Origin of the sequence: Aequorivita sp. 609 (assembly GCF_014212065.1) — a bacterium.
Classification (GTDB): Bacteria; Bacteroidota; Bacteroidia; order Flavobacteriales; family Flavobacteriaceae; genus Aequorivita; species Aequorivita sinensis.
The window spans coordinates 194,994-218,642 of record NZ_JACJVM010000034.1 but is presented as its reverse complement, the minus strand read 5'-3'; the positions used below and the strand labels follow the sequence as shown (position 1 = coordinate 218,642).

Genomic DNA, 23,649 nt, shown 5'->3' with positions numbered 1-23,649 from the left:
AACTTAATTTTAGACGACTTTTTAATAAGGTCAATCAATTCTTAGATGCGCTCATAGTTTACTTTGAAAGTACCTACAGTAGGAACATCATTAATTGTTTCGTTAATTTCTCTTTTTAAGTTCAATTTTGTTTCATTGAAAAGAGAAACATCAAAAGTTTCAGCATCCCCGTCAATTGTAATAGTCAATCTCTTTTTATCTGGACTAATAGAATACGTACCTTCATCTTCCACAACGATAATTTCAGAATCGGTAGTAGTATTCCCAGCTGTTGTGATTTTAGTTTCAATACGGTATTGCCCTGATGCACTATAAGAACCATTAGCTCCAAATACTGTAGTCATTTGAAAAGTATCTCCAACAATTTTAGTAACAGATTTTACTTCTGTTCCATTTACAGTGTAAGTCTGCTCAATATCGCCTGTTAATAATGTTGTTTTGTAGTTACCCGATAGGTTATCATTACTAAATACGTAAGGTCCTGGCCCATCATCATCACTACTACAGCTAATTGTTGCAAGCGCAAGTGTAAAAAGAAAAATTAATTTTTTAAAATTCATAGTTGTGGTTTTAAATTAAATTGTTTTATAAACAAAGTTGAGATATAATACTTTCATCAAAACTTAGATTTATATATTTTATTGTAAAGGCGGCGAAAGTAATGCGTATAATCCAAATAGTAAAGTGATTAACAGATTTTTTGCAGATCTAGTATTTATGAAATTTGACCCTGAAAAAAATCAAAATCCTCATTTCAAATTTGAGATTAAATATTGTTAAGTTAATGTGCTAATGTTAATACTGTAGAATATTTAAATTTTAGTAATTGAAAACGGAAGTTATCAATATATTTGTGGATTACCTTTTTAGGGTTTAAAATTTTAGTGACTTGTAAAAAAACTCCCCAATAAAAATACGTAGTTCATTGGCTATCGGTTTTTTGGGAAAAATTCAAAAATTTAAAATGAACAAATTTTTTCTCTACCTCCTCTTAACTATTGTTTCGCTTTCTACAGTTCAATCTCAAATATTAGACCCAGTAAAATGGTCTACTAGCGTAAAAAAAATATCAGAAACTGAATACGATTTAATTTCAAAAGCTACTATTGAAGGTGGTTGGCATCTTTATTCACAAGTAGTTCCAGAGGGAGGTCCGCTACCAACTGTTTTTACTTTTGAAGAAAATAATGCTTACAAAACTATAGGAAAAGTAAAAGAAGGGAAGGGAGTTACAGAACTTGACCCTGTGTTTGATATGATAATTACTTTCTTCTCAAACACTGCTACATTTACTCAACGTGTACAATTAACAGGGGATAAAGGAACGACTGTAAAAGGTGAAGTTGAATTCATGGTGTGTGACGACACTCGTTGTTTGCCACCAAACTATGTAGATCTTATTTTTAAAATTCCAGACCCTAAAAAAGATTCAGATTCAGCAATAGCAGCTGTGGATACAGATGATTCTAAATCTGATGACGTAAAAGTGGAAGAAAAAAATGTTGAAGAAATTGTTCCTTCCACTACCGATTTTCTAGAAAATGTAACTACTACAGATACAATTCAAGGAGCGGCAAAAACATCAGACTCTTCTAAGGCTGCGGTTGAGCAAACTAAAAAACAAGAGAGTAAAGGGCTTTGGACAATATTTGTTGTTGCTTTCCTTTTTGGGTTTACTGCATTGCTTACACCTTGTGTATTCCCAATGATCCCGATGACTGTTAGCTTTTTTACAAAACAAAGTAAATCTAGAGCAGCGGGAATTAAAAATGCTATTATTTACGGTATTGCAATTATTGTAATTTATGTATTCTTAGGTGCAATTGTTACTTGGTTTTTTGGAGCTGATGCGCTTAATGCTTTGTCAACAAACGTGTGGTTTAACTTCTTTTTCTTCATATTACTAGTAATATTCGCACTTTCATTTTTAGGTGCTTTTGAAATAATGCTTCCTAACTCTTGGGCAAATAAAGTAGACAGACAAGCAGATAGAGGAGGTATAATCGGGATTTTCTTTATGGCACTGGCATTAGCCATTGTTTCTTTTTCATGTACAGGTCCTATTATTGGAACATTGCTAGTAGAAGCTGCCTCTAAAGGTGGAATTGCTCCTTTTGTTGGGATGTTCGGATTCTCATTAGCGTTAGCCATGCCATTTGCATTGTTCGCAGCTTTCCCAGGGTGGATGAATTCACTTCCAAAATCTGGTGGATGGTTAAACACAGTAAAAGTGTTTTTAGGATTCTTAGAATTGGCATTAGCATTTAAATTCCTTTCAAACGCAGACTTAGTTCTTCAACTACATTGGTTAGAAAGAGAGGTATTCTTAGCAATTTGGATTGCTGTTTTTGGAGCTTTAACGCTTTACTTATTCGGAAAATTCCAATTACCACACGATTCGCCTATCGACAAATTATCCGTAGGGCGTCTAAGCATAGGATTAATTGTCGCAGCATTTACTATTTATCTAATACCAGGATTGTGGGGTGCTCCTCTAAAATTAATTAGTGGTTTCCCACCTCCAATGCAGTACAGCGAATCTCCTTATGGTGTAGGTTACACAAAATTAGGTAGCGGTGGAAGCGCTACTACAGCTGAATTCCCTGAAGGAGCTCACCTTGGACCACACGATATTTTGGCATTCCACGATTATGAAACCGGATTGGCATATGCCAAAAAAGTTGGAAAACCTGTATTGGTAGATTTCACGGGGCACGCTTGTGTAAACTGTCGTAAAATGGAAGAACGCGTTTGGAGTGAACCTAAAATATTAAAGTTATTGAATAATGACGTAGTTCTTATTTCGCTATATGTTGATGATAAAAGACCATTGCCGGAAGGCGAAAAGTACATTTCGGAAATATCTGGAAAAGAGTTGAAGTATATCGGTCAAAAATGGAGTGAATTCCAAATTTTAAGATATAAAGCAAATGCTCAGCCATTCTATGTTTTAATGGATCACAACGAAGAAAACTTGATAGATCCAGTAGGTTATACTCCAGATATTGAGGAGTATTACGATTGGCTTCAAAATGGTGTAGGTGCCTTCGATAAATAATAACATTTAAATTTTAGATAGTGATAACTTCTGAAAAAAATATAGAGGCTAGCGCGCTGGAAAAGTATTTTGAGACTTTCAGAAATAATATTGTTGGTATCAATCAAAGCTTTACTTCGCCATTCGGAAGCAAAAAGATAATTTATACCGACTGGACGGCAAGTGGTCGTTTGTACGGGCCCATTGAAGAAAAACTTCTAAACGACTTTGGACCTTTTGTGGCTAATACGCATACCGAAACATCCGTAACGGGAACGGCGATGACTAGAGCTTACCACGAGGCTAGAAACATTATTAAAAGGCACGTTAATGCCAACCAAAATGATGTGTTAATTACCTCTGGTAGCGGAATGACGGGAGCTGTAAATAAGTTTCAACGTATTCTTGGACTGAAAATTCCTGAGAATATTAAAAAGTACACTAAGATTCCTGATGAAATAAGACCTGTGGTTTTTGTCACCCATATGGAGCACCACAGCAATCAGACTTCATGGTTAGAAACTATAGCAGATGTTGTTGTAATTCCACCAAATGATGATGTTTTAGTTTGTCTAAAAACTTTTGAAGAAATTCTAAAAAAACATGCAGATCGACCTATAAAGATTGCTGCAGTTACCGCTTGCTCTAACGTAACAGGAATTCAGACGCCATACCACGAAATTGCAAAATTGATGCACGCGCAAGGAGGCCTTTGTTTTGTAGATTTTGCTTGTTCTGCGCCGTATATTTCAATTGATATGCACCCAGAAGAAGAAGGTGCTCACCTGGATGCGATATTCTTTTCGCCGCATAAATTTTTGGGAGGTCCTGGAAGTAGTGGTGTGCTAATTTTTAATAATAATCTTTATAAAAATACTATTCCTGATAACCCAGGAGGAGGAACTGTATCGTGGACAAACCCTTGGGGGAATCATAAATATATTGACGATATCGAAACTCGTGAAGATGGCGGTACCCCAGGATTTTTACAAACTATTCGCACGGCGCTTTCAATTCGTTTGAAAGAAAAAATGGGAGTTGAAAATATTCTAAAACGCGAACACGAAATTTTAGATTTAGTTTTTGAAAAACTCAATAAAATCCCAAACCTAAACATACTCGCGCCAAATATTCAAGATAGATTGGCGGTAATCAGCTTTTATATAGATGATTTACACTTCAATCTTGGTGTGAAAATTTTAAATGATTATTTCGGAATTCAAACTCGTGGAGGTTGTTCTTGCGCAGGCACTTATGGTCATTATTTGCTTCACGTAGATCAAGAAACTTCAAATAGTATTACTTGCGAAATAGACTCTGGCGATTTATCGCATAAACCAGGGTGGATAAGGATGTCTTTTAGTCCTACAACAACTAATGCTGAAGTTTTATACGTTTGTGAGGCATTAAAACAATTAGCAGAAAACTTTCCAACTTGGAGTAAAGACTATAAGTATAATTCAAATAGCAACGAATATATTCATATCAATGAAGTTGTAGACAATAAAATGGAGGACTGGTTTACGTTCTAGTAAAAATTTATTTTATCTTTAAAACGATAAACTTGCTTACCATTTTATTCTACATATATTGAAAAAACTATTACTTCTCGTTTTTCTGTTTCCGCTTTCAATTTCTGCACAAGAATATGTGGATCTATTCCGAATAGGATATGGGCAAACTTTAAATAATAATTTTAAAGATTCCGACAGTGATACAAATGTTGAATTTTTTAATGTTGGCTTCACATTTCCTTTAGTTTTAAACGAAAACCACGCATTAATTACAGGAGCAGATTTTAGCTTTAATAATGTTCAATTATTTCCCAAATCAGAATTTTCAAATCTTTACAGTACGAATTTGAAATTAGGAATGGCCTCTACATGGTCCGAAAAATGGAGTACAACAATAGTTTTGTTGCCTAAAGTTGCTTCAGATTACCATGATATTTCTAGTGATGACTTTTTTCTTGGAGCCTTTGCTTTGTTAAAATTAAAAAAGAATGAAAACCTTACCTATCGCTTCGGGTTTTATGGATCTCAAGAAGCTTTTGGGTTGTTCACTACTCCTATTTTAGGATGGTATTATCTAAGCCCAAACAAACGATTTGAAATGGATATGAGTCTGCCAATTGCAGCCGATGTTAGTTACAAGCTAGGTGCTACAACCGTTGGAATTGATTACTTTGGAATTGGACGCAGTTATAATGTTCATTATGAAAACATCAAAACACTTTACGCCGATTTAAGTTCATTAGAATTTGCGAGTTATTTACAATTTAATGCTTTACAAGAAAGTGTTTTGCTACGTGCCAAGATTGGATATTCTACCAATAAATATGAAATGTATGCAGATGGCGAAAAGATTGATTTAGGTCTTTCTGCCTTTAGTTTTGGCGATAATAGAACACAATTAAACCCTACTTTAAGTGGCGGAGTATTTTTGAAATTGGAAGCTATTTATAGATTTCATATTAAGTGATGATTAATCACAATTAAAACCTATAGATTGAGAAATAAATTTTTAAAATAACTGACTTTCAGATTTTTAAATTGGAAATTGATCCTTGAATTTTTTATATTTAGACTATGGAGCGAAAATGTCCAGAATGCGGGGGTAAAATTATAGGACGCGCAGATAAGAAATTCTGCAGCGACGCTTGTCGTAATTCCTATAATAACTCTCTTAATAAGGACAGTAAAAACTTAGTTAGAAATATAAATAACCGACTCCGTAAAAACTATCGTATTCTCGAAGAATTAAATAAGGAAGATAAAACCAAAACCACAAAAAGTACACTTCAAAGAAATGGGTTTAGTTTTGAATACTTCACAAGCACCTATACCACAAAATCAGGTTCTACCTATTATTATTTATACGACCAAGGATATCTTCCATTAGACAATGACTTTTATCTTTTAGTAAAAAAAGATCTCAAATAAATATTGCTGCCCCTTCCTTTTTAATAGCCTATTGGCATATAATTATATTTAATCTAACACTCTTTTAACCTATCCTTTTTTGTGAAAGAAGTAATTTTAGACTTAAATAATAAAAATTAAGATTATGAAAACTAAAAACATATTAATGGTAATGATGCTATTTTTTAGTGTATCATTATTTGCGCAAGCCGTCGATGATAAAAGAGTGGTTGCAGATGCTGAAAATGCGAAAGCTGCTTTTCTAGAAGTCAACCCAAAACTTCAACGCTATTTTGATGATGCAAAAGCCTATGTGATTTTTCCAAATGTAGGTAAAGGAGCTGTGATTATTGGCGCCGCATCTGGTAATGGAGCAGTTTATGAACAAGGTCAACTTGTAGGTATGGCCAGTATGAAACAACTTGATGTGGGAGCACAAATTGGAGGAAAAGCCTTTAGCGAAATTATTTTCTTAAAAACAGACAAAGCTGTTGAAGACTTCATGAGTAATAAATTTCGTTTTGGATCAAATTTATCGGCCATTGCTGTAAACCAAAGTCCACCTTCATTTGATGTAACATATACTGATGGTGTAGCCGTATTTACACTTCCGAAAGAAGGATTAATGGCAGAGGTTTCCGTTGGAGGACAAAAATTTGAATTTAGACCTTTCGATTAATCTATTTTCATAATAGATATAAAGCTTAAGGCATTTTATAAAAACTGTTTAAGACGTATTTGAGGTCTTAAACAGTTTTTTTATTCGGTTTTTTCAAGTGAAACTACTACTAAAACCCTACGAAGCTTTTATTTTGATACCTTTGAAAAAGATCTATTATCTTTTATGACACCAGAAGAAAATCTTACCGAGCGTCTCAAAGAACTCACCTGTTTGTATGAGGTTTCATCTATAATTGTAAACAACGATTATAACGAATTAGATAAAACTCTATACTCGATTGTATTGAGTCTTAGGAAGTCTTTTCAATTTAATAAGCACACTACTGTTGAAATAAACTCGCATCCATTTCATCTTATTTCAAATGCGCTGCCTAAAACCAGTGTTACCATTGAAAGCAATATTAAAGTTTTTAACGAGCCGAATGGGTATATTAAGGTGCATTATCCGTCGAATAAATATTCTAAAGAAGATTTTTTAAAAGAAGAAAAACAGTTGTTGGATACTGTGGCAATTCATGTTGGTGATTTGTTAGAGCGCGTATCAATTCGAGAAAATGAAACGGTTCTAAAGCGAAAAATGGAACACGCAGACCGATTGAGTATTTTGGGTGAAATTACTGCGGGAATTGCTCACGAACTCAATACCCCTCTTGCTAATATTCTTGGTTTTGCAGAATTACTAAAAAGTAAAGAGACTGAAAACACTCAAACGAGCAAAGACCTCGATAAAATAATTAATAGCGCAATTTTCTCAAGAGAAGTGGTTAAAAAACTAATGTTTTTTGCTTGTGAAATGCCACAAAATCTGGATCAAACAGATATTGTTCCTGTAATTAGAGATGCCGTAAACTTACTTGATCCTACTTTTAAAAAGAACGAAGTTAGGTGTAAGGTGATACTTCCTGATGAGGCAGTTATGCTTAAAGCCGATACTATTCAGCTTACTCAAGTAATTTTTAATTTAACTTTAAATGCCATTTACTTTTCTCCTCAAGATGGGTTGATTACAATTTCATTGGAACAGGAAAATAAAAGTATAATCTTAAAAATTTCTGATGAAGGACCTGGTGTTCCAGATGAGAATGTCGATAAAATTTTTCAACCATTTTACACGACAAAATCTGTTGGAGATGGTTCAGGACTTGGGTTGAGTGTTGTACACGGGATTATAAGAAGTCATCGTGCTACCATAGACTATCAGGATAATAATCCTAGAGGTGCTATTTTTGTAATTACATTTCAAAAACATTAAAAAAACAGATGCTGCAAAAGGAAAACATATTGATAGTTGATGATGATATAAATATCCTTGAGCTTATTCAGCGGCATCTACATTCGTTAGGATATCATACGTATAAAGCAGTTTCGGTAAAAGAAGCAGTAGCTATCTTGCGCGACACGGAAATAGACTTACTTATTACCGATTTAAAAATGCCTGAAGTTGATGGATTCCAACTTATTCAATTTGTTTCAGAACACTATCCTAATATGCCCAAATTGGTGGTTACAGGCTACCCTTCCATTCAAGATGCCCTTTCAGCTATTAAGTCTGGTGCGGTGGATTATTTGGTAAAACCTTTTACCAAAGAAGAATTAAAACAAGGGGTTCTAAAATCCCTTTCAACCAAGTCTAAACGAAAGAAAACTCCAGAATCAGTTGACACAAAAAGGTATAATGAAATTATCGGGGAGAGTCAGTTAATAAAGAACGTACTTCAGATAATTGATAGGGTAAAAGACAACAAGGCCACAATATTTATAAGTGGTGAAAGTGGAACAGGAAAGGAGTTGGTAGCTCGTTCTATTCACTATAATGGTAAATTTTCTCGTGCGCCGTTTATTGCCGTGAACTGTGGAGGAATCCCTGAAAACCTGTTAGAATCAGAACTTTTTGGATATGTAAAAGGAGCCTTTACAGGAGCTAATGAAGACCGCGATGGTTTTTTTCAAGCTGCAGAAGGTGGTACTATTTTTTTAGATGAAATTGGAAATGCGCCTTTATCTGTTCAAACCCGACTTTTAAGAGTTTTACAAGAGAAGGAGGTGATGAAAGTAGGTGAAAGAAAATCAGAAAAAATTGATGTACGTGTAATTGCAGCAACAAATAGCGATTTAAAAGAAATGATTGGGAAGGAGACTTTTAGAGAAGATCTTTTTTATCGATTAACAGTTGTAGAAATAAATGTACCACCACTTCGCGAGCGAAAAGAGGACATTCCATTATTAGCAGATAAGTTTTTGTTTAAATATGGAAATGAATACAAAGATCGTTACGTTACACTAGATTCTGATGCGCAAGCCTTATTGCAACGGTATGATTGGCCAGGAAATATTCGTGAATTGGAAAATGTAATCCAGCGTGCGGTAATTATGTGCGATCGAACAATTGGCGTAAAAGACTTACCTGAAACACTTAAATATCAGATAGACTTTCCAGACAGCGATTTACTTTCTTTAAAAGAAATGGAGAAGATTTATATCCAAAAAGTGCTAGAGGCCACAAATAATAATCAAACCAAAGCTGCCGAAATTCTCAATATCGACCGAAAGACACTTCGTGGTAAAATTAAAGAATAGCAGTTAGAGTCTTTTAAAAAACTTCAGACCTTTCTTATTCATCCTTTATTTTAGGATGGGGAATTTCTCCCCACCTGAGAAAATTTTCCCCAGAGTATAGCCTAACTTTTTTAATGTAAAAAATCGTCTAAAGGCCTGTTGTTTCAAATGTTTGTGTAAATTTATGACTATAAAATAATAGATGGCACGCGCCTTGCCGATAAAATGTTTAAGTAATATATAAGCAGGAGAAAGCATAAAAAATTTGTGTTATCAAACGTTCATACGTTACTTGTTTTGTGTTTACGCATAATCCAAGCTTGGTGTTTATCTGTGGCGATTTTGAGAAATTTCAGCAAAACGCACCGAAGCCTTTATTAAAAAGGAAGCCAGAAATGGCAGCTAATTAAAATTATTTAAAATGATAAACGAACAAACAGTGGAAAAACCAAAGCCATTAAAAAGAGGGATGTTGGACAATGTGTTGGAGCAATTCAACCACGCAGCAGATATAATAAATCTGAATCCAAATGTTCGCAAAATCCTCAGTATTACTAACACCGAAATTATTATAAATTTTCCAGTTCGTATGGATAATGGCGACGTGGAAATATTTACAGGGTATCGAGTTCAGCATAATAATGCACTTGGGCCATACAAAGGAGGTCTTCGTTACCATCCTACTGTAGATATTGATGCTGCACGTGCATTAGCGATGTGGATGACTTGGAAAACTTCGTTGGCAGGTTTGCCTTATGGAGGTGCAAAAGGAGGGATTCAAATAGATCCTTCAAAGTATTCTAAGAATGAATTAGAGCGTATTACCCGTAGGTTTACTTATGCTTTAGGTGAAAACATAGGACCTGAGCACGATATTCCTGCTCCAGATGTAAATACTAACGCTCAAACAATGGCGTGGATTGCCGATACTTATATGAGTACTAAAAGTACTAGTGAGCGTTCAAAAAACCAGCACGTTGTTACAGGAAAGCCAACAGGAAGTGGTGGTTTAGAAGGTCGTGACCGAGCTACAGGTTATGGTGTTTTCTTAACTATTAAATTCTGGGCAGAAAAGAATAATATTAGTTTAGCAGGTAAAAAGTACATCGTTCAAGGCTTCGGTAATGTGGGCTATTGGGCTTCACATTTCCTAGAAATAGAAGGCGCCAAATTGGTAGGTGTACAAGATGCTTTTGGAAGTGTTCAAAATCAAGAAGGTATTTCTACAGAAGATCTTTTTAACTATAGTATTTCAAACAATGGAAGCATTTTAGGTTTCCCAGAAGCCAAACCGTTTGAAAGTAAAGATTTTTTCAGTATAGATTGCGATATCTGTATTCCGGCGGCATTAGGAAATCAAATTACTAAGCATAACGCACATACCGTAAAAGCAACTTTAATTGCTGAAGGAGCAAATGGTCCTACAGATGTTGAAGGAGAAAAAATATTAATGGAACGTGGAATAACTATTATTCCAGACATTCTATGTAATTCAGGAGGTGTAATAGGAAGTTATTTTGAATGGCTTCAAAACCGTAACGGAGAGCTTTGGCAAATGGATGAGATTCTAGAAAAGCTTGAGAAGAAACTTCGTACTTCATTTGAAAAAGTCGTTAAATACACAGAAGAAAATAAAACAGATATGAGAACAGCAGCTTTTAGTATAGCCATTGAGCGTATTGAAAAAGCTTATATACTTAGAGGTATATTTCCATAATCTTTTACCAACTTGTAAAAGATAGTTCATCCTCCTCACATATTGTTTTTTATAAAGCACTGTGATGAACTATCTTTTTTTAAAACAGACAAAGGAACCATGAAATATGGAAATTTGATATTAGAAAAAAAGGAATACGTCTTTTTAAAGCGTCTATTAAATGTTTCCGGCTATTATAAAGACGAAAACACAAAAGAATCGTTGAAAAAATTGAGCACAGAAATGACTGTTGCTCGTATTTGCGATAACGATGAAATGCCTGATGATGTAATTCGCTTTAACAGTGTAGTTACGGTTAAATCTGGTACTTGGGAAAATCAATTTCAGTTGGTAATTCCTACCGAACGTGATATAGCAGCAAATAAAATTTCGATTTTGGCTCCAATGGGTGCAGCTGTAATGGGCTATGCGCAAGGCGATTCTGTAATTTGGAAATTTCCTAATGGTTCAAAAGAATTGCTAATTACAAGCGTTAAACAAGCAGAAAAACCAATAGATATAGACGTATTGTTATAATAAAAGGCAAGACCTTTAAATAATTTAAGAGTGGTTAGTTGCAAATGAGTTTTTGTAATTAAGTGCTTTAATAAACTTAAAAAAAAGAGTATCATGCAGATTTACAATCACGATTCCCCTGAATCAATAGCTTATAAAAACAATTATGTTGAGCTTGAAAACTGGTTAGATCATTTAAATTACATTGGGAAAGAAATTACTAATCTAGTAGATCTAGGTAAAGCACAACTTACAACCAAAGAAGAATCACAAGCTGTGCTAGAGAAATTCTTAAAGGAAAAAGAAGTAAACAATTTAAAAATAATAGAGTTTCAAAAGTACCAAGATGGTTTACCTAGAGCTGCTGAGTGTGAAGATGTTGAATGTGATATGTTTTTTGTGTCTGAACACGAAAAATTTAGAAAAAACTATATGCAACATTTAGAAAACTATAGAAAAGTAAAAGAAGAGTATTTTAGCGTTTTATTAAAGTAATTTTTTTAAAACCGAAAACTCAATTCACATATGAGCGAAAACACTCAAGCCAAAACTATAGGTATTTTAAAAACCCCTAATGATAATCGGGTTTGTTTATTGCCTAAAGAAGTAAAACGCCTAACGGCAGAGTTAAAATATAATATTCTTTTTGAGTCAGGACTTGGCGACTCGCTTCAGATTAAAGATGAAGAATACGAACAAGCTGGAGCAACTTGTGCGAAGCGAGAAAGTATTTTCGAAAAGTCGGATACAATTGTATCTATCAACCATACTTTTAGTGAAGTTGAAATAAAGGAAAATACTTGTTTTATCGGTATTTTTAATCCATTATTTTACGATACTAAATTTGAAAATTATAAAAATAACCAAGCAACCGTCTATAGTTTGGATTTATTGCCTCGTACCACTTTGGCGCAATCTATGGACGTTCTTTCGTCTATGGCTTCATTGGCCGGCTACAGAGCGGTTATAAAATCATCTGAAATTTACAATGGAGTTTTTCCAATGTTTACTACAGCAGCGGGAACACTTACTCCTGCTAAAGTATTAATTTTGGGTGCTGGAGTTGCAGGACTACAGGCTATTGCAACAGCGCGTCGTTTAGGTGCGGTAGTAGAAGCTTTTGATGTCCGCAAATCTGCAGGAGAAGAAGTGCGAAGTCTTGGTGCAACTTTTATAGAAGTTGAAGGTTATACTGAATCCTCTAGTGCTGGTGGTTATGCTGTAGAACAGAGTGAAGAATATCAGAAAAAGCAAAAAGAGCTTATCCACAATCATATTCGTACTGCAAATATTGTAATTAGTACTGCAAATATTCCTGGGAGAAAAGCACCTTTACTAATTGAAACTCGTTCAGTAGATGCAATGATGCCTGGAAGTGTAATAGTAGATCTTGCAGCAGAGCAAGGAGGTAACTGCGAACTTTCTAGGAACAAGGAAACAATTCAGCATAACGGTGTTACAATTATAGGGAATTCAAATCTATCTGCCGATATACCTGCAGCAGCGTCTAGGTTACTATCCAACAACTTTTTCTCTTTCTTAAAATATAAACAAAAAGCTGAAAATTCAGTAGATGATCCATTGTTATCAGGTTCTAAGATATTGGACAATGGAGAATGGATACACCCACATTTCATCAATAAATTCCAACCAGCCTAAATTATGGATTTCATCAACCAACACATTCAAGAAATTTATTTTGTTATTTTTTGTGTCTTTATTGGCATTGAAGTAATTTCAAACGTTCCTGCTATTTTACACACCCCACTTATGTCTGGTGCAAATGCTATTAGTGGGGTTATTTTAGTAGGAGCTATTATAGTAATGCTAAACGTGCCAGAAGACGATTACCTCAATCTCACTTTAGGAGGTATTGCAGTCTTTCTTGGAACACTAAATATTTCTGGGGGCTTCTTTGTAACCGGACGTATGCTTAAAATGTTTAGTCCTAAAAAAGAAAATAATAAATAGAAGGATTACTCTTAATCCTTAAATCCGATTTCTTTCCAACTAATTTCCAAATCTTAATAAAACCAATGCAAGCAATCATTGAAATAGGTTATTTATTAGCAACTCTTTCCTTCTTAGGTGGATTAAAATTTATGAGTTCTCCTAAAAATGCAAAAACCGGTAACCTTATAGCTGCCTCGGGGATGACCCTAGCCGTGGTAATAACATTTATTTCGGCTGTTACAGAAACTGTTCCATATACTAACCTAATAATATTGTTTTTAGCTATTGCTGTCGGAACTGTAGTAGGTAAAAGACTTTCAGATAAAGTTGAAATGACAGGTATGCCGCAATTAGTATCGCTGTTTAATGCTACTGGGGGTGGGTGTGCTATGTTACTAGGTTTAGTGGAAGCCAACCAAATGGATGCTGCAACAGCTATATTAGGAAATAAAATCCTTCTTATTTCAGGGTTAATTACAGGGGCTGTGGCTCTTACTGGTAGTATTATTGCCGAGCGTAAACTGGCAGGTAAAGTAAAAGACAGACGTACTAAGTTGGTAATATTTTCAGCAAGATTTCTTTTACTATTAATGTTCTTGCTTCCAGTGTTTTATTTTATCGGATTTATCCCTGTTGAATTTACTGTGTTTATGTACATCTTAGCTGTTATTGCAATGGTTTATGGTGTGCTTTTCGTTTTGCCAATTGGCGGTGCAGATATGCCGGTAGTTATATCACTTTTAAATAGTATTACGGGTATTGCAACAGCTTTCGCCGGATTTGTTTACGGCAATAAAGTGATGATTGCAGGTGGTATTTTTGTTGGAGCTGCAGGGATTTTACTTACATTGTTAATGTGTAAGGCGATGAACCGCTCTTTAATGAAAGTGCTTGCTGGGACTTTTAAAAAGAGCAAAGGAGGAGCTGCAGAAGAAGAGCAGGAAATTAAAGATATAAGTGTTTCAGAAACGGCATTGGCACTTTCGTTTGCTCAAAGAGTAGCAATCGTTCCGGGTTATGGTTTGGCTGTTGCTCAAGCTCAACACACCTGCGGGCAACTGCAACAGATGTTAGAAAAAAGAAATTGTGAAGTAGATTATATTATTCACCCAGTAGCAGGTAGAATGCCAGGGCATATGAATGTTTTACTTGCAGAAGCAAACGTTGAGTATTCTCGTTTAAAAGAAATGGATGAGGGTAACGAAAATATGTCGCAATACGATATGGTTTTAGTTATTGGAGCTAACGATGTTGTAAACCCAGCTGCCGAAAATAATCCAGATAGCCCCGTTTACGGAATGCCAATTATACGAGCTCATGAAAGTAAGCAAGTTGTGGTTATGAAACGAAGCATGGGGAAAGGTTATGCAGGAGTTCAAAACGATTTATTTGGACTTGACAATTGTAGTATTCTCTTTGGCGATGCGAAGGTTTCTTTACAAGAGATAATAAATCAGCTTAAGTTAATTTAATACTACATATTAATTAAACATAATTCTCTGCGTCTTTGCGATTTAATTAATTGCAAAGGCGCAGAGTCTATTTATAAGACTTTTTGATGTTGAGGTTACAAACTAAGGATTGCTAATAAAGCACTAACCGAAATAAAAACCCATAAGGTAAAGCCTAGTATCATGGGCTTCCATCCAGCAGACTTGATTTTATCTATAGAAAGTCCAGCCCCAATTAAGAACAAGGTAAGTACTAATAGTGATTTTGAAATACTTGTGATGCTAGTAGTAATTGTTTCCGGTATTGGTAAATAACTATTCAAGATAATAGCCAAGACGAATAAGAAGATAAAATAAGGAATTTTTACGCTCTTCCCTTTTCCTTTGAACAAATAAACCGATAGTAATGCCAGCGGAATAATCCAAAGGGCTCTAGCAAGTTTTACTGTTGTAGCCACTTTTAAGGCTTCATCCCCAAAAGCATAAGCAGCTCCTACAACAGAGCTTGTATCGTGTATAGCAATAGCGCACCAAAGTCCGAATTGATGCTGGCTAAGGCCAAGCAAATGTCCTAAAGGAGGAAAAACGATTAAAGCAATAGAGTTTAATAAGAAAATCACTCCCAATGAAATAGAGATGTCTTTTTCTGAAGCATTTATTACAGGTGAAACCGCAGCAATTGCACTTCCACCACATATTGCCGTACCTGAACTAATTAAGTGACTAGTTTTACGATTCATTTTTAAGAGTTTCCCCACTAAATAGCCTGCAAATAAAGTGGCGATGATAGAGAAAACAGTCAATAAAAAACCGTCCTTTCCGGCAGCTAAAGTTTCTTTAAGATTCATTCCAAACCCTAATCCGACTACGGCAATTTTTAAAAGCCAGTTAACTGCTTTGCTGTTTAATGTTAAAAATGGATGGCCTAAAAAGTAAGAGAATAGAAATCCTCCAACCAAAGCTAATGGACTGCTTACATATCCTGAAATACACAGCACCATGATAATTATAAAAGCAACTTTTACAATAGTCTTTGATTCGTTATTATCTTTTTCCATTACAGGTAAAATGAAATTTACATTTAAGTTTCTGAAGTATGAAAATTGAAGTATTAGCTCTCCGGTTTTTTGTTTTTAAACAATTCTTCATCTTTAAAAACAACGGTGGTATGTGGATAGGCTAGGTCTATCCCTTCAACATCGAAACGTTTTTTTACTTGTTCTAGAATGTCACATCTTAAATTAAAGGAGTCACTATAATTTCTAGCCCAGCACCAAGCTCGAACAGACAAGGTAGAAGCGTTAATAGAAACTAATGCAGTACGTACAATAGGTTTTCCGTCCAAAACATCTATTTCCGACCTGTTGTCTAGAATTAATGGATGTGATTCACATACCTCTTGCATAATCTTCTTAGCTAAACCTAGGTCGCTTTCATAGGATATTTCAAACTCTATACGTTCACAGATTTTAAGATCGCCGATATCATAATTGATAATTTTTTCTTTATTTATGATTGCATTCGGAATAACAATCATTTTGTTTTCGAAGTTTCGAAGTACAGTGTGCCTTAATGTAATATCGGTAACGGTACCAACCATAGAATCGGTGATTTTTATTATATCGCCAATTCTAAACGGTTTAAACGAAATAATAAAAACTCCACCTACAAGGTTTGCCAAAGCTTCTTGCGAGGCTACACCTGCAATTAAAGCAATAACACCAGCACCACCCAGAGCAGTTTGTGCAACACCTTTTAAGGAAGGAAACGCTAATAAAGCAATTAATAAACCAAGTATATAAACGGAAAAAACTACCACATAACGTAGGAACTTGAATGCCGTCGGGTCTTCATTTTCGATAGTTTTTCGTTCTATAGCTCGTCTAAACCATAGGTTTACAGATGAGGCAGCAACAATGGTAATAACGGCTACAATTCCTATGTAAATAACTATTCTAAAATCGTCTTGAAGTTTTTTGTAAGCTTCCCCAAAAAACAAGAAAATTAAAGCCATAAAACCCAATACCAACCAAAGTGAATTTAAAATCCTTTTAATTAGATTTATAGCATTAGACTTCATTCCTGGAAATCTTTTCTGCTCGGCGATGATTACTCGTTTATGAAGAATTCCTGTTAAGAAACGCAATATAAAAACACCGATAATAACTATAACCGCGTAGATAAGTTGGATTTTATTGGCTTCAAAAAATTCAGTCATAACAATTCTATATTTTCAATTTATTACAAATACGTTGTGTGAAATATGCAGATAACAAATTTATGCCTTTTATTGTTAGGGTTTGAATTCAATAAGACAATAAGTAACTACTTAATTTAAATATAACTGCATAACAATGTTGAATAGTAACATAACAATTGCCTTTCACAAAGTATATTTATTATTTTTACGATATACCTTAGGAGCGAATAATGCTGATTTAGAAAATTAGAGATTGCTTTTAGGAAAACAAAACCAACACCCTATGGATGCTATTCTCAACGAGCTCACTGAACATTTTCAGCTGCCTCTTCACAATCCGGTATTGATATTTTCATTGGTGCTTTTTATTATTTTATTAGCACCTGTTGTATTAAACAGAATTAGAATCCCTGGAATTATCGGCTTGATTGTATCTGGGATTATTATTGGCCCTGAAGGTCTAAATCTATTAGAAGATAGTCTGTTTGTAGATGTATTTTCAACTATTGGGCTTTTATATATTATGTTTATTGCTGGATTGGAATTGGATTTAAACGAGTTTAAAGCCACCAAGAATAAAAGTATAATTTTTGGGTTCCTCACCTTTTCAATTCCACTTGCGCTTGGCTTTCCAGTATGTCATTACCTTTTAGGTTTCGATGTAAATGCTAGTCTGCTTACGGCAAGTATGTTTGCTACTCATACTTTAGTGACTTATCCAATTGTTAGTAAACTTGGAGTTTCTAAAAATATCGCAGTTGCCATTACCGTAGGCGGAACAATTTTAACAGATACTGCTGTGCTTATTTTACTAGCGGTAATTTTAGGTTCGCACACAGGCGGACTTACTCAAGAGTTCTGGATTAGATTGGGAGTCTCTCTTATTTTGTTTTCAGCTTTTATGTTTCTTGTTATTCCAAGGATTGCAAAATGGTTTTTTAAAACCTTAGAAAGCGAAAAGCATTCGCATTATATCTTCGTGCTTTCAGTTGTTTTCTTTTCTGCCTTCTTAGCAGAACTTGCAGGGCTCGAATCTATTATTGGTGCCTTCGTAGCGGGATTAGCTCTTAACAAACTTATTCCGAATTCCTCCGCTTTGATGAACCGCATTGAGTTTATTGGTAACTCTCTTTTTATCCCTTTTTTCCTAATTAGCGTGGGAATGGTAGTAGATGTTAGTGTGATTTTAAGCGGACCTATGGCGCTTATTATTGCTGCAACCTTAACTGTAGTTGCTATTACTGGAAAGTGGATTGCAGCTTTTTTCACACAGCTTATTTTTAAATTTTCAAAAGGACAACGAAAACTGATTTTCGGATTAAGTAGTGCTCATGCTGCCGCTACTCTAGCTGTGATTTTAGTTGGGTATAATGCCGGAATTCTTGATTCAAATATTCTTAACGGCACCGTACTCCTAATATTAATAACATGTATAGTTGCTTCCTTCGCAACTGAAAGCGCTGCAAAAATGATTATCCGCGATGGAGATGATGAAGTCTCTGCTATTTCTGCAACAAATAGCGAACAGATTCTAATACCTATCGCCAATATGACTAATATTGATAAGATTTTAGAGTTTGCTGTTTTAATAAAGGATAAAAAATCTACGCATCCACTCTCATTGTTAACTGTAGTTCCAAATACTACAGAAGCCGAAATTAAAATAGTAAAAGCTAAACAAGGACTTGAAAAGTTTATCGCAGAAACTACCGCTTCAGAAACAAATGTTACAATTAATGCTACTATCGATCACAATGCTGCTAGTGGAATATCGAGAACCGCTAAAGAAATTACCGCCGATCTTATTTTATTAGGTTGGCCTCAGAAAACAGGGTTTTTAGATATTTTGATTGGAGATAAAGTTGAAAGTATATTAGAAAACACTGAAAAGACGCTAATTATATGTCAGTTTGCTGTGCCTATGGTGGATCACAAAAGATTATTTGTGGTAGTGCCTCCAAATGCTGAATTTGAAGAAGGTTTTGAATCTTGGGTTAACAAATTAATTAAACTTTCGGTTGAACTCTCTATTCCAATTAATCTAAATTGTACTGAAGATACACATCAAGAGATTTTAAACTTCGCAAAACGCAATAAGATTAACTTAGCTTTAAATTTTCATCCATTTAGTAAATGGGAAGATTTCCGTAAGTTGTTAGAACAGGTTAATTCTACAGATTTTATAATCTTAGTCTCTGCTAGAAGAGGATACGTTTCACACTTTGGGCAATTAGATAGATTACCTGCTAAGTTAGAAAGACGTTTCCCAGATTTAAGTAAAGTAGTAATTTATCCACGATAGAAAGCCAATTTTCAGTTGTTGCTTAGTGATTTATATCATTTCAAAGCAAAGTGATAAGTGGTAACTTTGAGGTTGTTGAAAATTTAATTTTAGATATATGGAAGCTATAAATAAGAAAAAAATAATAGTAATTACTGGTGGTGCAGGAGGGATTGGAACTGCTTGTGCGAAAGTATTGAAAGACCATAAATTAGTAATTACCGATTATTCCAATGATGCTGTTGATGAAGCAGTAAAGAGCCTCACAAAAGAAGGTTATGATGCGGTGGGGATAGCTTGTGATATTACTAAAAAAGATGATGTTGTAAAGTTGATGAAGTTCTCTCTTAGTCAGGGAGATTTTGGTGGAATAATCCATACAGCGGGAGTTAGCGGTAGCGGACAAAAGCCTGAAAATGTATTCAATATAGATTTAGTGGGAACAGATATTGTTATAGACGAATTCTATAAAATAGCGACTAAAAATTCAGTGTTAGTATTGTTTTCATCCATTATGGGGCATACTATTCCGCCAAATGAGGAGTATGATGCTGCTTTGTTAAACCCTCAAAAGGAAGATTCATTTTCTACAGTAGCAAAATTCGTAAATGACGATGCCGATATGATGTATAATTTCGCCAAGCGAGGGGTATTGCTACTTCTTAAAGAGAATGCTTTTAGAATAGGTCAAAAAGGTGCGCGAATTGTCTCAGTATCGCCAGGAGTGATTATGACTCCTATGGGACTTAAAGCAGCGGAAGAACATGCAGACAGAATTAATAAAATGATAGAGCTAACACCACTTGGAAAAACAGGAACTCCAGAGGATATTGCTGAGGTTGTAAAATTCCTTATCAGTGACAAAGCAAACTTTATAACTGGTAGCGATATTTTAATAGATGGTGGAATTCTAACTTCTTTATTGAAGGAAGGGAAGGAATAACCTTCAGTATTCAAAATATCTGTCTAGTCCTAAATAACTGATACAGATTATTAAAGGATTAAATTTATTAATTAAAGCTGAACAATGACGTCATTGTTCAGCTTTTTTGATTTGTACCGTTTTCTTTTCAATTCATTTTGTCCGTGCATTTGTATAGGGGGTCCCCATTTATTATTTCCTTCTAAATTGAATATTTCTTTTGGGTTCATATGTTTTACTCTATCTCAATTTTATATCTCCACCATCTGCCATCAAAGTTTGGCCGGTCATATATTGACTATCTTCACTCAATAAAAATGCAATAATTGGAGCTACATCTTTTTGGGGGTCTCCAAAACGATGCATTGGGTTTTTACTGATAATCTCTTCGTATTGATCTGGGAATGCTTCTTTCCACTGTTTAACTCCATCTGTAAACGCAAGCGGGCAAACTACATTTACTCTAATCCCATCTTCTGCCCATTCATTAGCAGCAACTCGAGATAAGCCTCTAATAGCTTCCTTTGCAGCAGCATAACTTCCTTGATTTTTTTGCCCTAACAATCCTGCGCCAGAACCAAAGTTTACAATAGAACCTTTGTGTTTTTTAAGTTCAGGGTATGCGGCTTTCATAAAGTTTAAAGTGCCTTTTAAACCTGTATTCATAGATAAAGCCCAATCCTCTTCGGTAAGTTCTAAAAGTGGTTTTTGGCGAGAGGCATGAGCGTTATTTACCAAACTCGTAAGTTTTCCAAATTGAGAAACAGCTAATTCAACAGCTTCCTTTGCAATAGACTCTTTAGAGATATCTCCTTTTAAAAAGGCTATTTTCTCTGGGTTAGATGCTACTTTTTCTCTTCCTGCCTCTTCATTTAAATCTACAGCAACTACACTGGCACCTCTTTCTGTTAGTTCTGTGGTCATGGCACCACCAATTCCTGCTGCGCCACCTGTTATAATTATTACTTTTCCTTCTAAATTTTTCATATTTTATAATTATGGTTTTGAGAATTCGAGTTTTTCTAATTCACTCAAATATAACGAATAGAAGGTCGAAAATTTCTCTAACCGGAGAAACTTAAATATTATTTAACAGAGTGTTTTCTTTATTCAAATGAGTTAAAAGCATTTCATAAATAAAAATTTTTATAGTAGAAAACACCTCATTTATAATTAATGAATTTTGAGAAAGGGTGGGAATTTCTTGGGTAGACTTCTCTTTATCATTAAATTGCAAAATTCAACAATTTAAATCCAAAAAAGCCCAAAAATTGATGATTAGAGCACTGTGTATTCTATTTCTTTCATTTATTCTAATGTCGAGCAGTTATGCCCAAAGTCAAATTGATGCCAATGGTGATTTGGAAATCAGTCTTGACCTAAACAACCCTTCCTCCGAAATAAATAACGGAACCGCTCAAATAAAAGTTAAAGGTGGTACACCTCCTTATCAGTATAAATGGAGTAATAAAAACACTTCATTAATCTCGAAACGATCAAAAGGTTTAATTGAAGGAATGGATCATTCGGTAACGGTAACCGACTCTGAGGGAAATACAGCTTCGAAATCCTTTAAAATTCCAGCAGAATCAATCACCGAAATCTTTAACAGTAAAGTTCAGCCCGCAGTTGATTTTCTAGGGGCTATCCTATTTTGGGATCCATTTGCGACCTTAGGCGTATATGACCCTACAGTTTATATTTCTCACGAAAATATATCGCCACCAGATACAGATATTGAGCAAAATAACTATTTAGTAAAAAAATGGTTGGTTGAAGATGGTGATGAAGTAAAGAAAAAACAACAGCTTGCTATACTTGATATTGATGGTGAGGAAACTATATTACAAGCAAATTATAACGGAACCCTACATCAAATAATAAAGGAAGGTACACTTATAACGCCGACTTCTTTAGCCTCTTCTGCGGAGGAGCTTACCGTGGGTAGAATAGATTTTAAAAGTGAACAACATCTATTACATCCTAATGGCGACATAGTGACCAACACTATCCCATTTATTGTAATTTGGTTAATCTTTGGAAGTATCTTTTTTACACTTCGTTTAAAGTTTATAAACATCCGAGGGTTTAAACATTCTATTGATTTAGCACGAGGAAAGTATGACGATCCTAGTGCTCCAGGAAGTATTACGCATTTTCAGGCTATGGCTACTGCTGTTTCTGCAACTGTTGGTTTAGGGAATATCGCAGGAGTTGCTGTTGCTATTTCATTGGGAGGAGCTGGTGCTACCTTTTGGATGTTTATGGCTGGGTTCTTCGGGATGTCTATGAAGTTTGCCGAATGTGCTATGGGGGTGAAATATCGTGTTATCGACTCTGATGGACGTGTTTTTGGTGGGCCGATGAATTATTTGCGATATGGTCTTGAAAAGCGCAACCTTAAAGGTTTAGGGAAATTTCTAGCTGCGTTTTTTGCAATTTTGGGAGTGGGAGCTTCTTTTGGTGGTGGAAATATGCTACAATCAAACCAAGCTTTTAAAATTGTTTCGGAGCAGATTCCAATATTACAAGGTCAAGGTTTTTGGTTTGGCGTTGGATTCGCAATTCTTGTTGGAATTGTAATTATTGGAGGAATAAAAAGTATAGCCAAGGTTACAGAAAAAGTAGTGCCATTTATGGCTCTGCTTTATATAGTGGGTTGTTTAGTAGTAATTGGATCTAATATTGAAGGTCTAGGAGGAGCGTTTTTAGCGATTTTCGACGGTGCTTTTTCAGCCGATGCACTTAAAGGTGGATTTATAGGTGTGCTTATAGTAGGATTACAACGTGCAGCATTTTCTAGTGAAGCGGGAGTTGGTTCTGCTGCCATTGCTCATAGCCCTGCAAAGACGAATCACCCTATCGCTGATGGTTTTACTTCTATTGTTGAACCATTTATCGACACTATGGTAGTTTGTACAATGACCGCCTTAGTATTAATCTTTACAGGGAAACACGAAGGAAATAGTGGAATGGGAGGTGTTGAACTTACAGCCGATGCTTTTGGAAGTGTGGTGTCTTGGTTCCCAGTTGTATTAGCAATTGCAGTTTTTCTATTTGCTTTCTCTACCATGGTTTCGTGGTCTTATTACGGAATGCGTTCTTGGACTTACTTATTCGGAAGAAGTAAAAAGGGAGAGTTGCTTTACAAGTTTATGTATCTAGGTTTTGTTGTTCTTGGAGCTTCGGTAAGTCTTGGAGCGGTATTAAGTTTTGCCGATATGATGATTTTAGCAATGTCATTTCCAAACATAGCAGGTTTGTACATTCTAGCTCCAGAGATCTATGCGGATATGAATAATTACCTAGACAAGTTGAAAAAAGGGAAATTGTACCTCAATCCTAAGTTTGTTAAAAGTTCTTCTTAGGCTTAAGAGGGCAGTTTTAAGTTAGGAGTGAGCAGGTTTTCAAAGAAAATTGAAAACATCAAGATTG

The 23,649-nt window shown here is 35.0% G+C and carries 20 protein-coding genes; 16 read left to right on the top strand and 4 right to left on the bottom strand.

Annotation, left to right across the window (positions count from 1 at the left end; genetic code table 11):
* Nucleotides 1-41: 41 nt before the first annotated feature.
* A complete protein-coding gene (locus H4O20_RS10445; RefSeq protein ID WP_185099221.1) occupies nt 42-560 on the bottom strand; it encodes a hypothetical protein in 519 nt (172 codons plus the stop codon).
* Between the two features lie 404 nt (nt 561-964).
* Between H4O20_RS10445 and H4O20_RS10440 the strand changes: the two genes are divergently transcribed.
* The 13 genes from H4O20_RS10440 to H4O20_RS10380 all read left to right on the top strand — a co-directional run bounded on the left by H4O20_RS10440 (nt 965) and on the right by H4O20_RS10380 (nt 14,832).
* Nucleotides 965-3,058 (top strand): thioredoxin family protein, encoded by a 2,094-nt coding sequence (locus H4O20_RS10440; RefSeq protein WP_185099220.1) that lies wholly within the window; start codon nt 965-967, stop codon nt 3,056-3,058.
* Nucleotides 3,059-3,078: 20 nt separating this feature from the next.
* Entirely contained in the window at nt 3,079-4,569 is a 1,491-nt protein-coding gene (locus H4O20_RS10435; protein ID WP_185099219.1) for an aminotransferase class V-fold PLP-dependent enzyme, read from the top strand.
* Between the two features lie 58 nt (nt 4,570-4,627).
* Nucleotides 4,628-5,518 carry a DUF6268 family outer membrane beta-barrel protein gene (locus tag H4O20_RS10430; protein ID WP_185099218.1) on the top strand — a complete coding sequence of 297 codons (891 nt, stop codon included), beginning with the start codon at nt 4,628-4,630 and terminating at the stop codon, nt 5,516-5,518.
* Between the two features lie 107 nt (nt 5,519-5,625).
* Nucleotides 5,626-5,979, top strand: a complete 354-nt coding sequence (locus H4O20_RS10425) for a hypothetical protein (protein ID WP_139854065.1) — start codon at nt 5,626-5,628, stop codon at nt 5,977-5,979.
* A 124-nt stretch (nt 5,980-6,103) separates the two neighbouring features.
* Complete coding sequence (locus H4O20_RS10420; protein WP_139854064.1) at nt 6,104-6,637, top strand: YSC84-related protein; 534 nt, start codon at nt 6,104-6,106, stop codon at nt 6,635-6,637.
* A gap of 165 nt (nt 6,638-6,802) precedes the next feature.
* A complete protein-coding gene (locus tag H4O20_RS10415; RefSeq protein ID WP_185099217.1) occupies nt 6,803-7,891 on the top strand; it encodes a sensor histidine kinase in 1,089 nt (362 codons plus the stop codon).
* Nucleotides 7,892-7,899: 8 nt separating this feature from the next.
* On the top strand, nt 7,900-9,216 hold the full coding sequence (locus tag H4O20_RS10410; protein ID WP_139854062.1) for a sigma-54 dependent transcriptional regulator: 1,317 nt from the start codon (nt 7,900-7,902) through the stop codon (nt 9,214-9,216).
* A 400-nt stretch (nt 9,217-9,616) separates the two neighbouring features.
* Entirely contained in the window at nt 9,617-10,912 is a 1,296-nt protein-coding gene (locus tag H4O20_RS10405; RefSeq protein ID WP_139854061.1) for a Glu/Leu/Phe/Val dehydrogenase, read from the top strand.
* 114 nt (nt 10,913-11,026) lie between these two features.
* Nucleotides 11,027-11,428 (top strand): GreA/GreB family elongation factor, encoded by a 402-nt coding sequence (locus H4O20_RS10400; RefSeq protein WP_306785647.1) that lies wholly within the window; start codon nt 11,027-11,029, stop codon nt 11,426-11,428.
* Between the two features lie 93 nt (nt 11,429-11,521).
* Nucleotides 11,522-11,902 (top strand): hypothetical protein, encoded by a 381-nt coding sequence (locus H4O20_RS10395; protein ID WP_139854059.1) that lies wholly within the window; start codon nt 11,522-11,524, stop codon nt 11,900-11,902.
* 30 nt (nt 11,903-11,932) lie between these two features.
* Nucleotides 11,933-13,066 (top strand): NAD(P) transhydrogenase subunit alpha, encoded by a 1,134-nt coding sequence (locus tag H4O20_RS10390; protein WP_185099216.1) that lies wholly within the window; start codon nt 11,933-11,935, stop codon nt 13,064-13,066.
* 3 nt (nt 13,067-13,069) lie between these two features.
* The gene (locus H4O20_RS10385) at nt 13,070-13,378 is read left to right on the top strand and encodes an NAD(P) transhydrogenase subunit alpha (RefSeq protein ID WP_139854057.1); all 309 of its coding nucleotides are present in this window, start codon (nt 13,070-13,072) and stop codon (nt 13,376-13,378) included.
* A 65-nt stretch (nt 13,379-13,443) separates the two neighbouring features.
* A complete protein-coding gene (locus H4O20_RS10380) occupies nt 13,444-14,832 on the top strand; it encodes an NAD(P)(+) transhydrogenase (Re/Si-specific) subunit beta (RefSeq protein ID WP_185099215.1) in 1,389 nt (462 codons plus the stop codon).
* Between the two features lie 95 nt (nt 14,833-14,927).
* Here the strand turns inward: H4O20_RS10380 and H4O20_RS10375 are convergent, their stop codons facing one another.
* Both H4O20_RS10375 and H4O20_RS10370 read right to left on the bottom strand, forming a co-directional pair.
* Nucleotides 14,928-15,869: a YeiH family protein gene (locus H4O20_RS10375; RefSeq protein ID WP_139854055.1), complete on the bottom strand. Its 942-nt coding sequence runs from the start codon at nt 15,867-15,869 to the stop codon at nt 14,928-14,930.
* A gap of 53 nt (nt 15,870-15,922) precedes the next feature.
* The gene (locus H4O20_RS10370) at nt 15,923-17,029 is read right to left on the bottom strand and encodes a mechanosensitive ion channel family protein (protein ID WP_185099214.1); all 1,107 of its coding nucleotides are present in this window, start codon (nt 17,027-17,029) and stop codon (nt 15,923-15,925) included.
* Between the two features lie 265 nt (nt 17,030-17,294).
* Here H4O20_RS10370 and H4O20_RS10365 point away from each other — a divergent pair, with 265 nt between their 5' ends.
* Together H4O20_RS10365 and H4O20_RS10360 are read left to right on the top strand one after the other, a co-directional pair.
* Nucleotides 17,295-19,313, top strand: coding sequence for a cation:proton antiporter (locus tag H4O20_RS10365; protein WP_185099213.1), 2,019 nt, complete (start codon nt 17,295-17,297; stop codon nt 19,311-19,313).
* Nucleotides 19,314-19,410: 97 nt separating this feature from the next.
* Nucleotides 19,411-20,235 (top strand): SDR family oxidoreductase, encoded by an 825-nt coding sequence (locus H4O20_RS10360; protein WP_185099212.1) that lies wholly within the window; start codon nt 19,411-19,413, stop codon nt 20,233-20,235.
* Between the two features lie 219 nt (nt 20,236-20,454).
* On the opposite strand, the gene H4O20_RS10355 is transcribed toward H4O20_RS10360, so the two are convergent.
* Entirely contained in the window at nt 20,455-21,201 is a 747-nt protein-coding gene (locus tag H4O20_RS10355; RefSeq protein ID WP_185099211.1) for an SDR family NAD(P)-dependent oxidoreductase, read from the bottom strand.
* A gap of 287 nt (nt 21,202-21,488) precedes the next feature.
* Between H4O20_RS10355 and H4O20_RS10350 the strand changes: the two genes are divergently transcribed.
* The gene (locus H4O20_RS10350; protein WP_185099210.1) at nt 21,489-23,582 is read left to right on the top strand and encodes an amino acid carrier protein; all 2,094 of its coding nucleotides are present in this window, start codon (nt 21,489-21,491) and stop codon (nt 23,580-23,582) included.
* Nucleotides 23,583-23,649 lie beyond the last annotated feature (67 nt).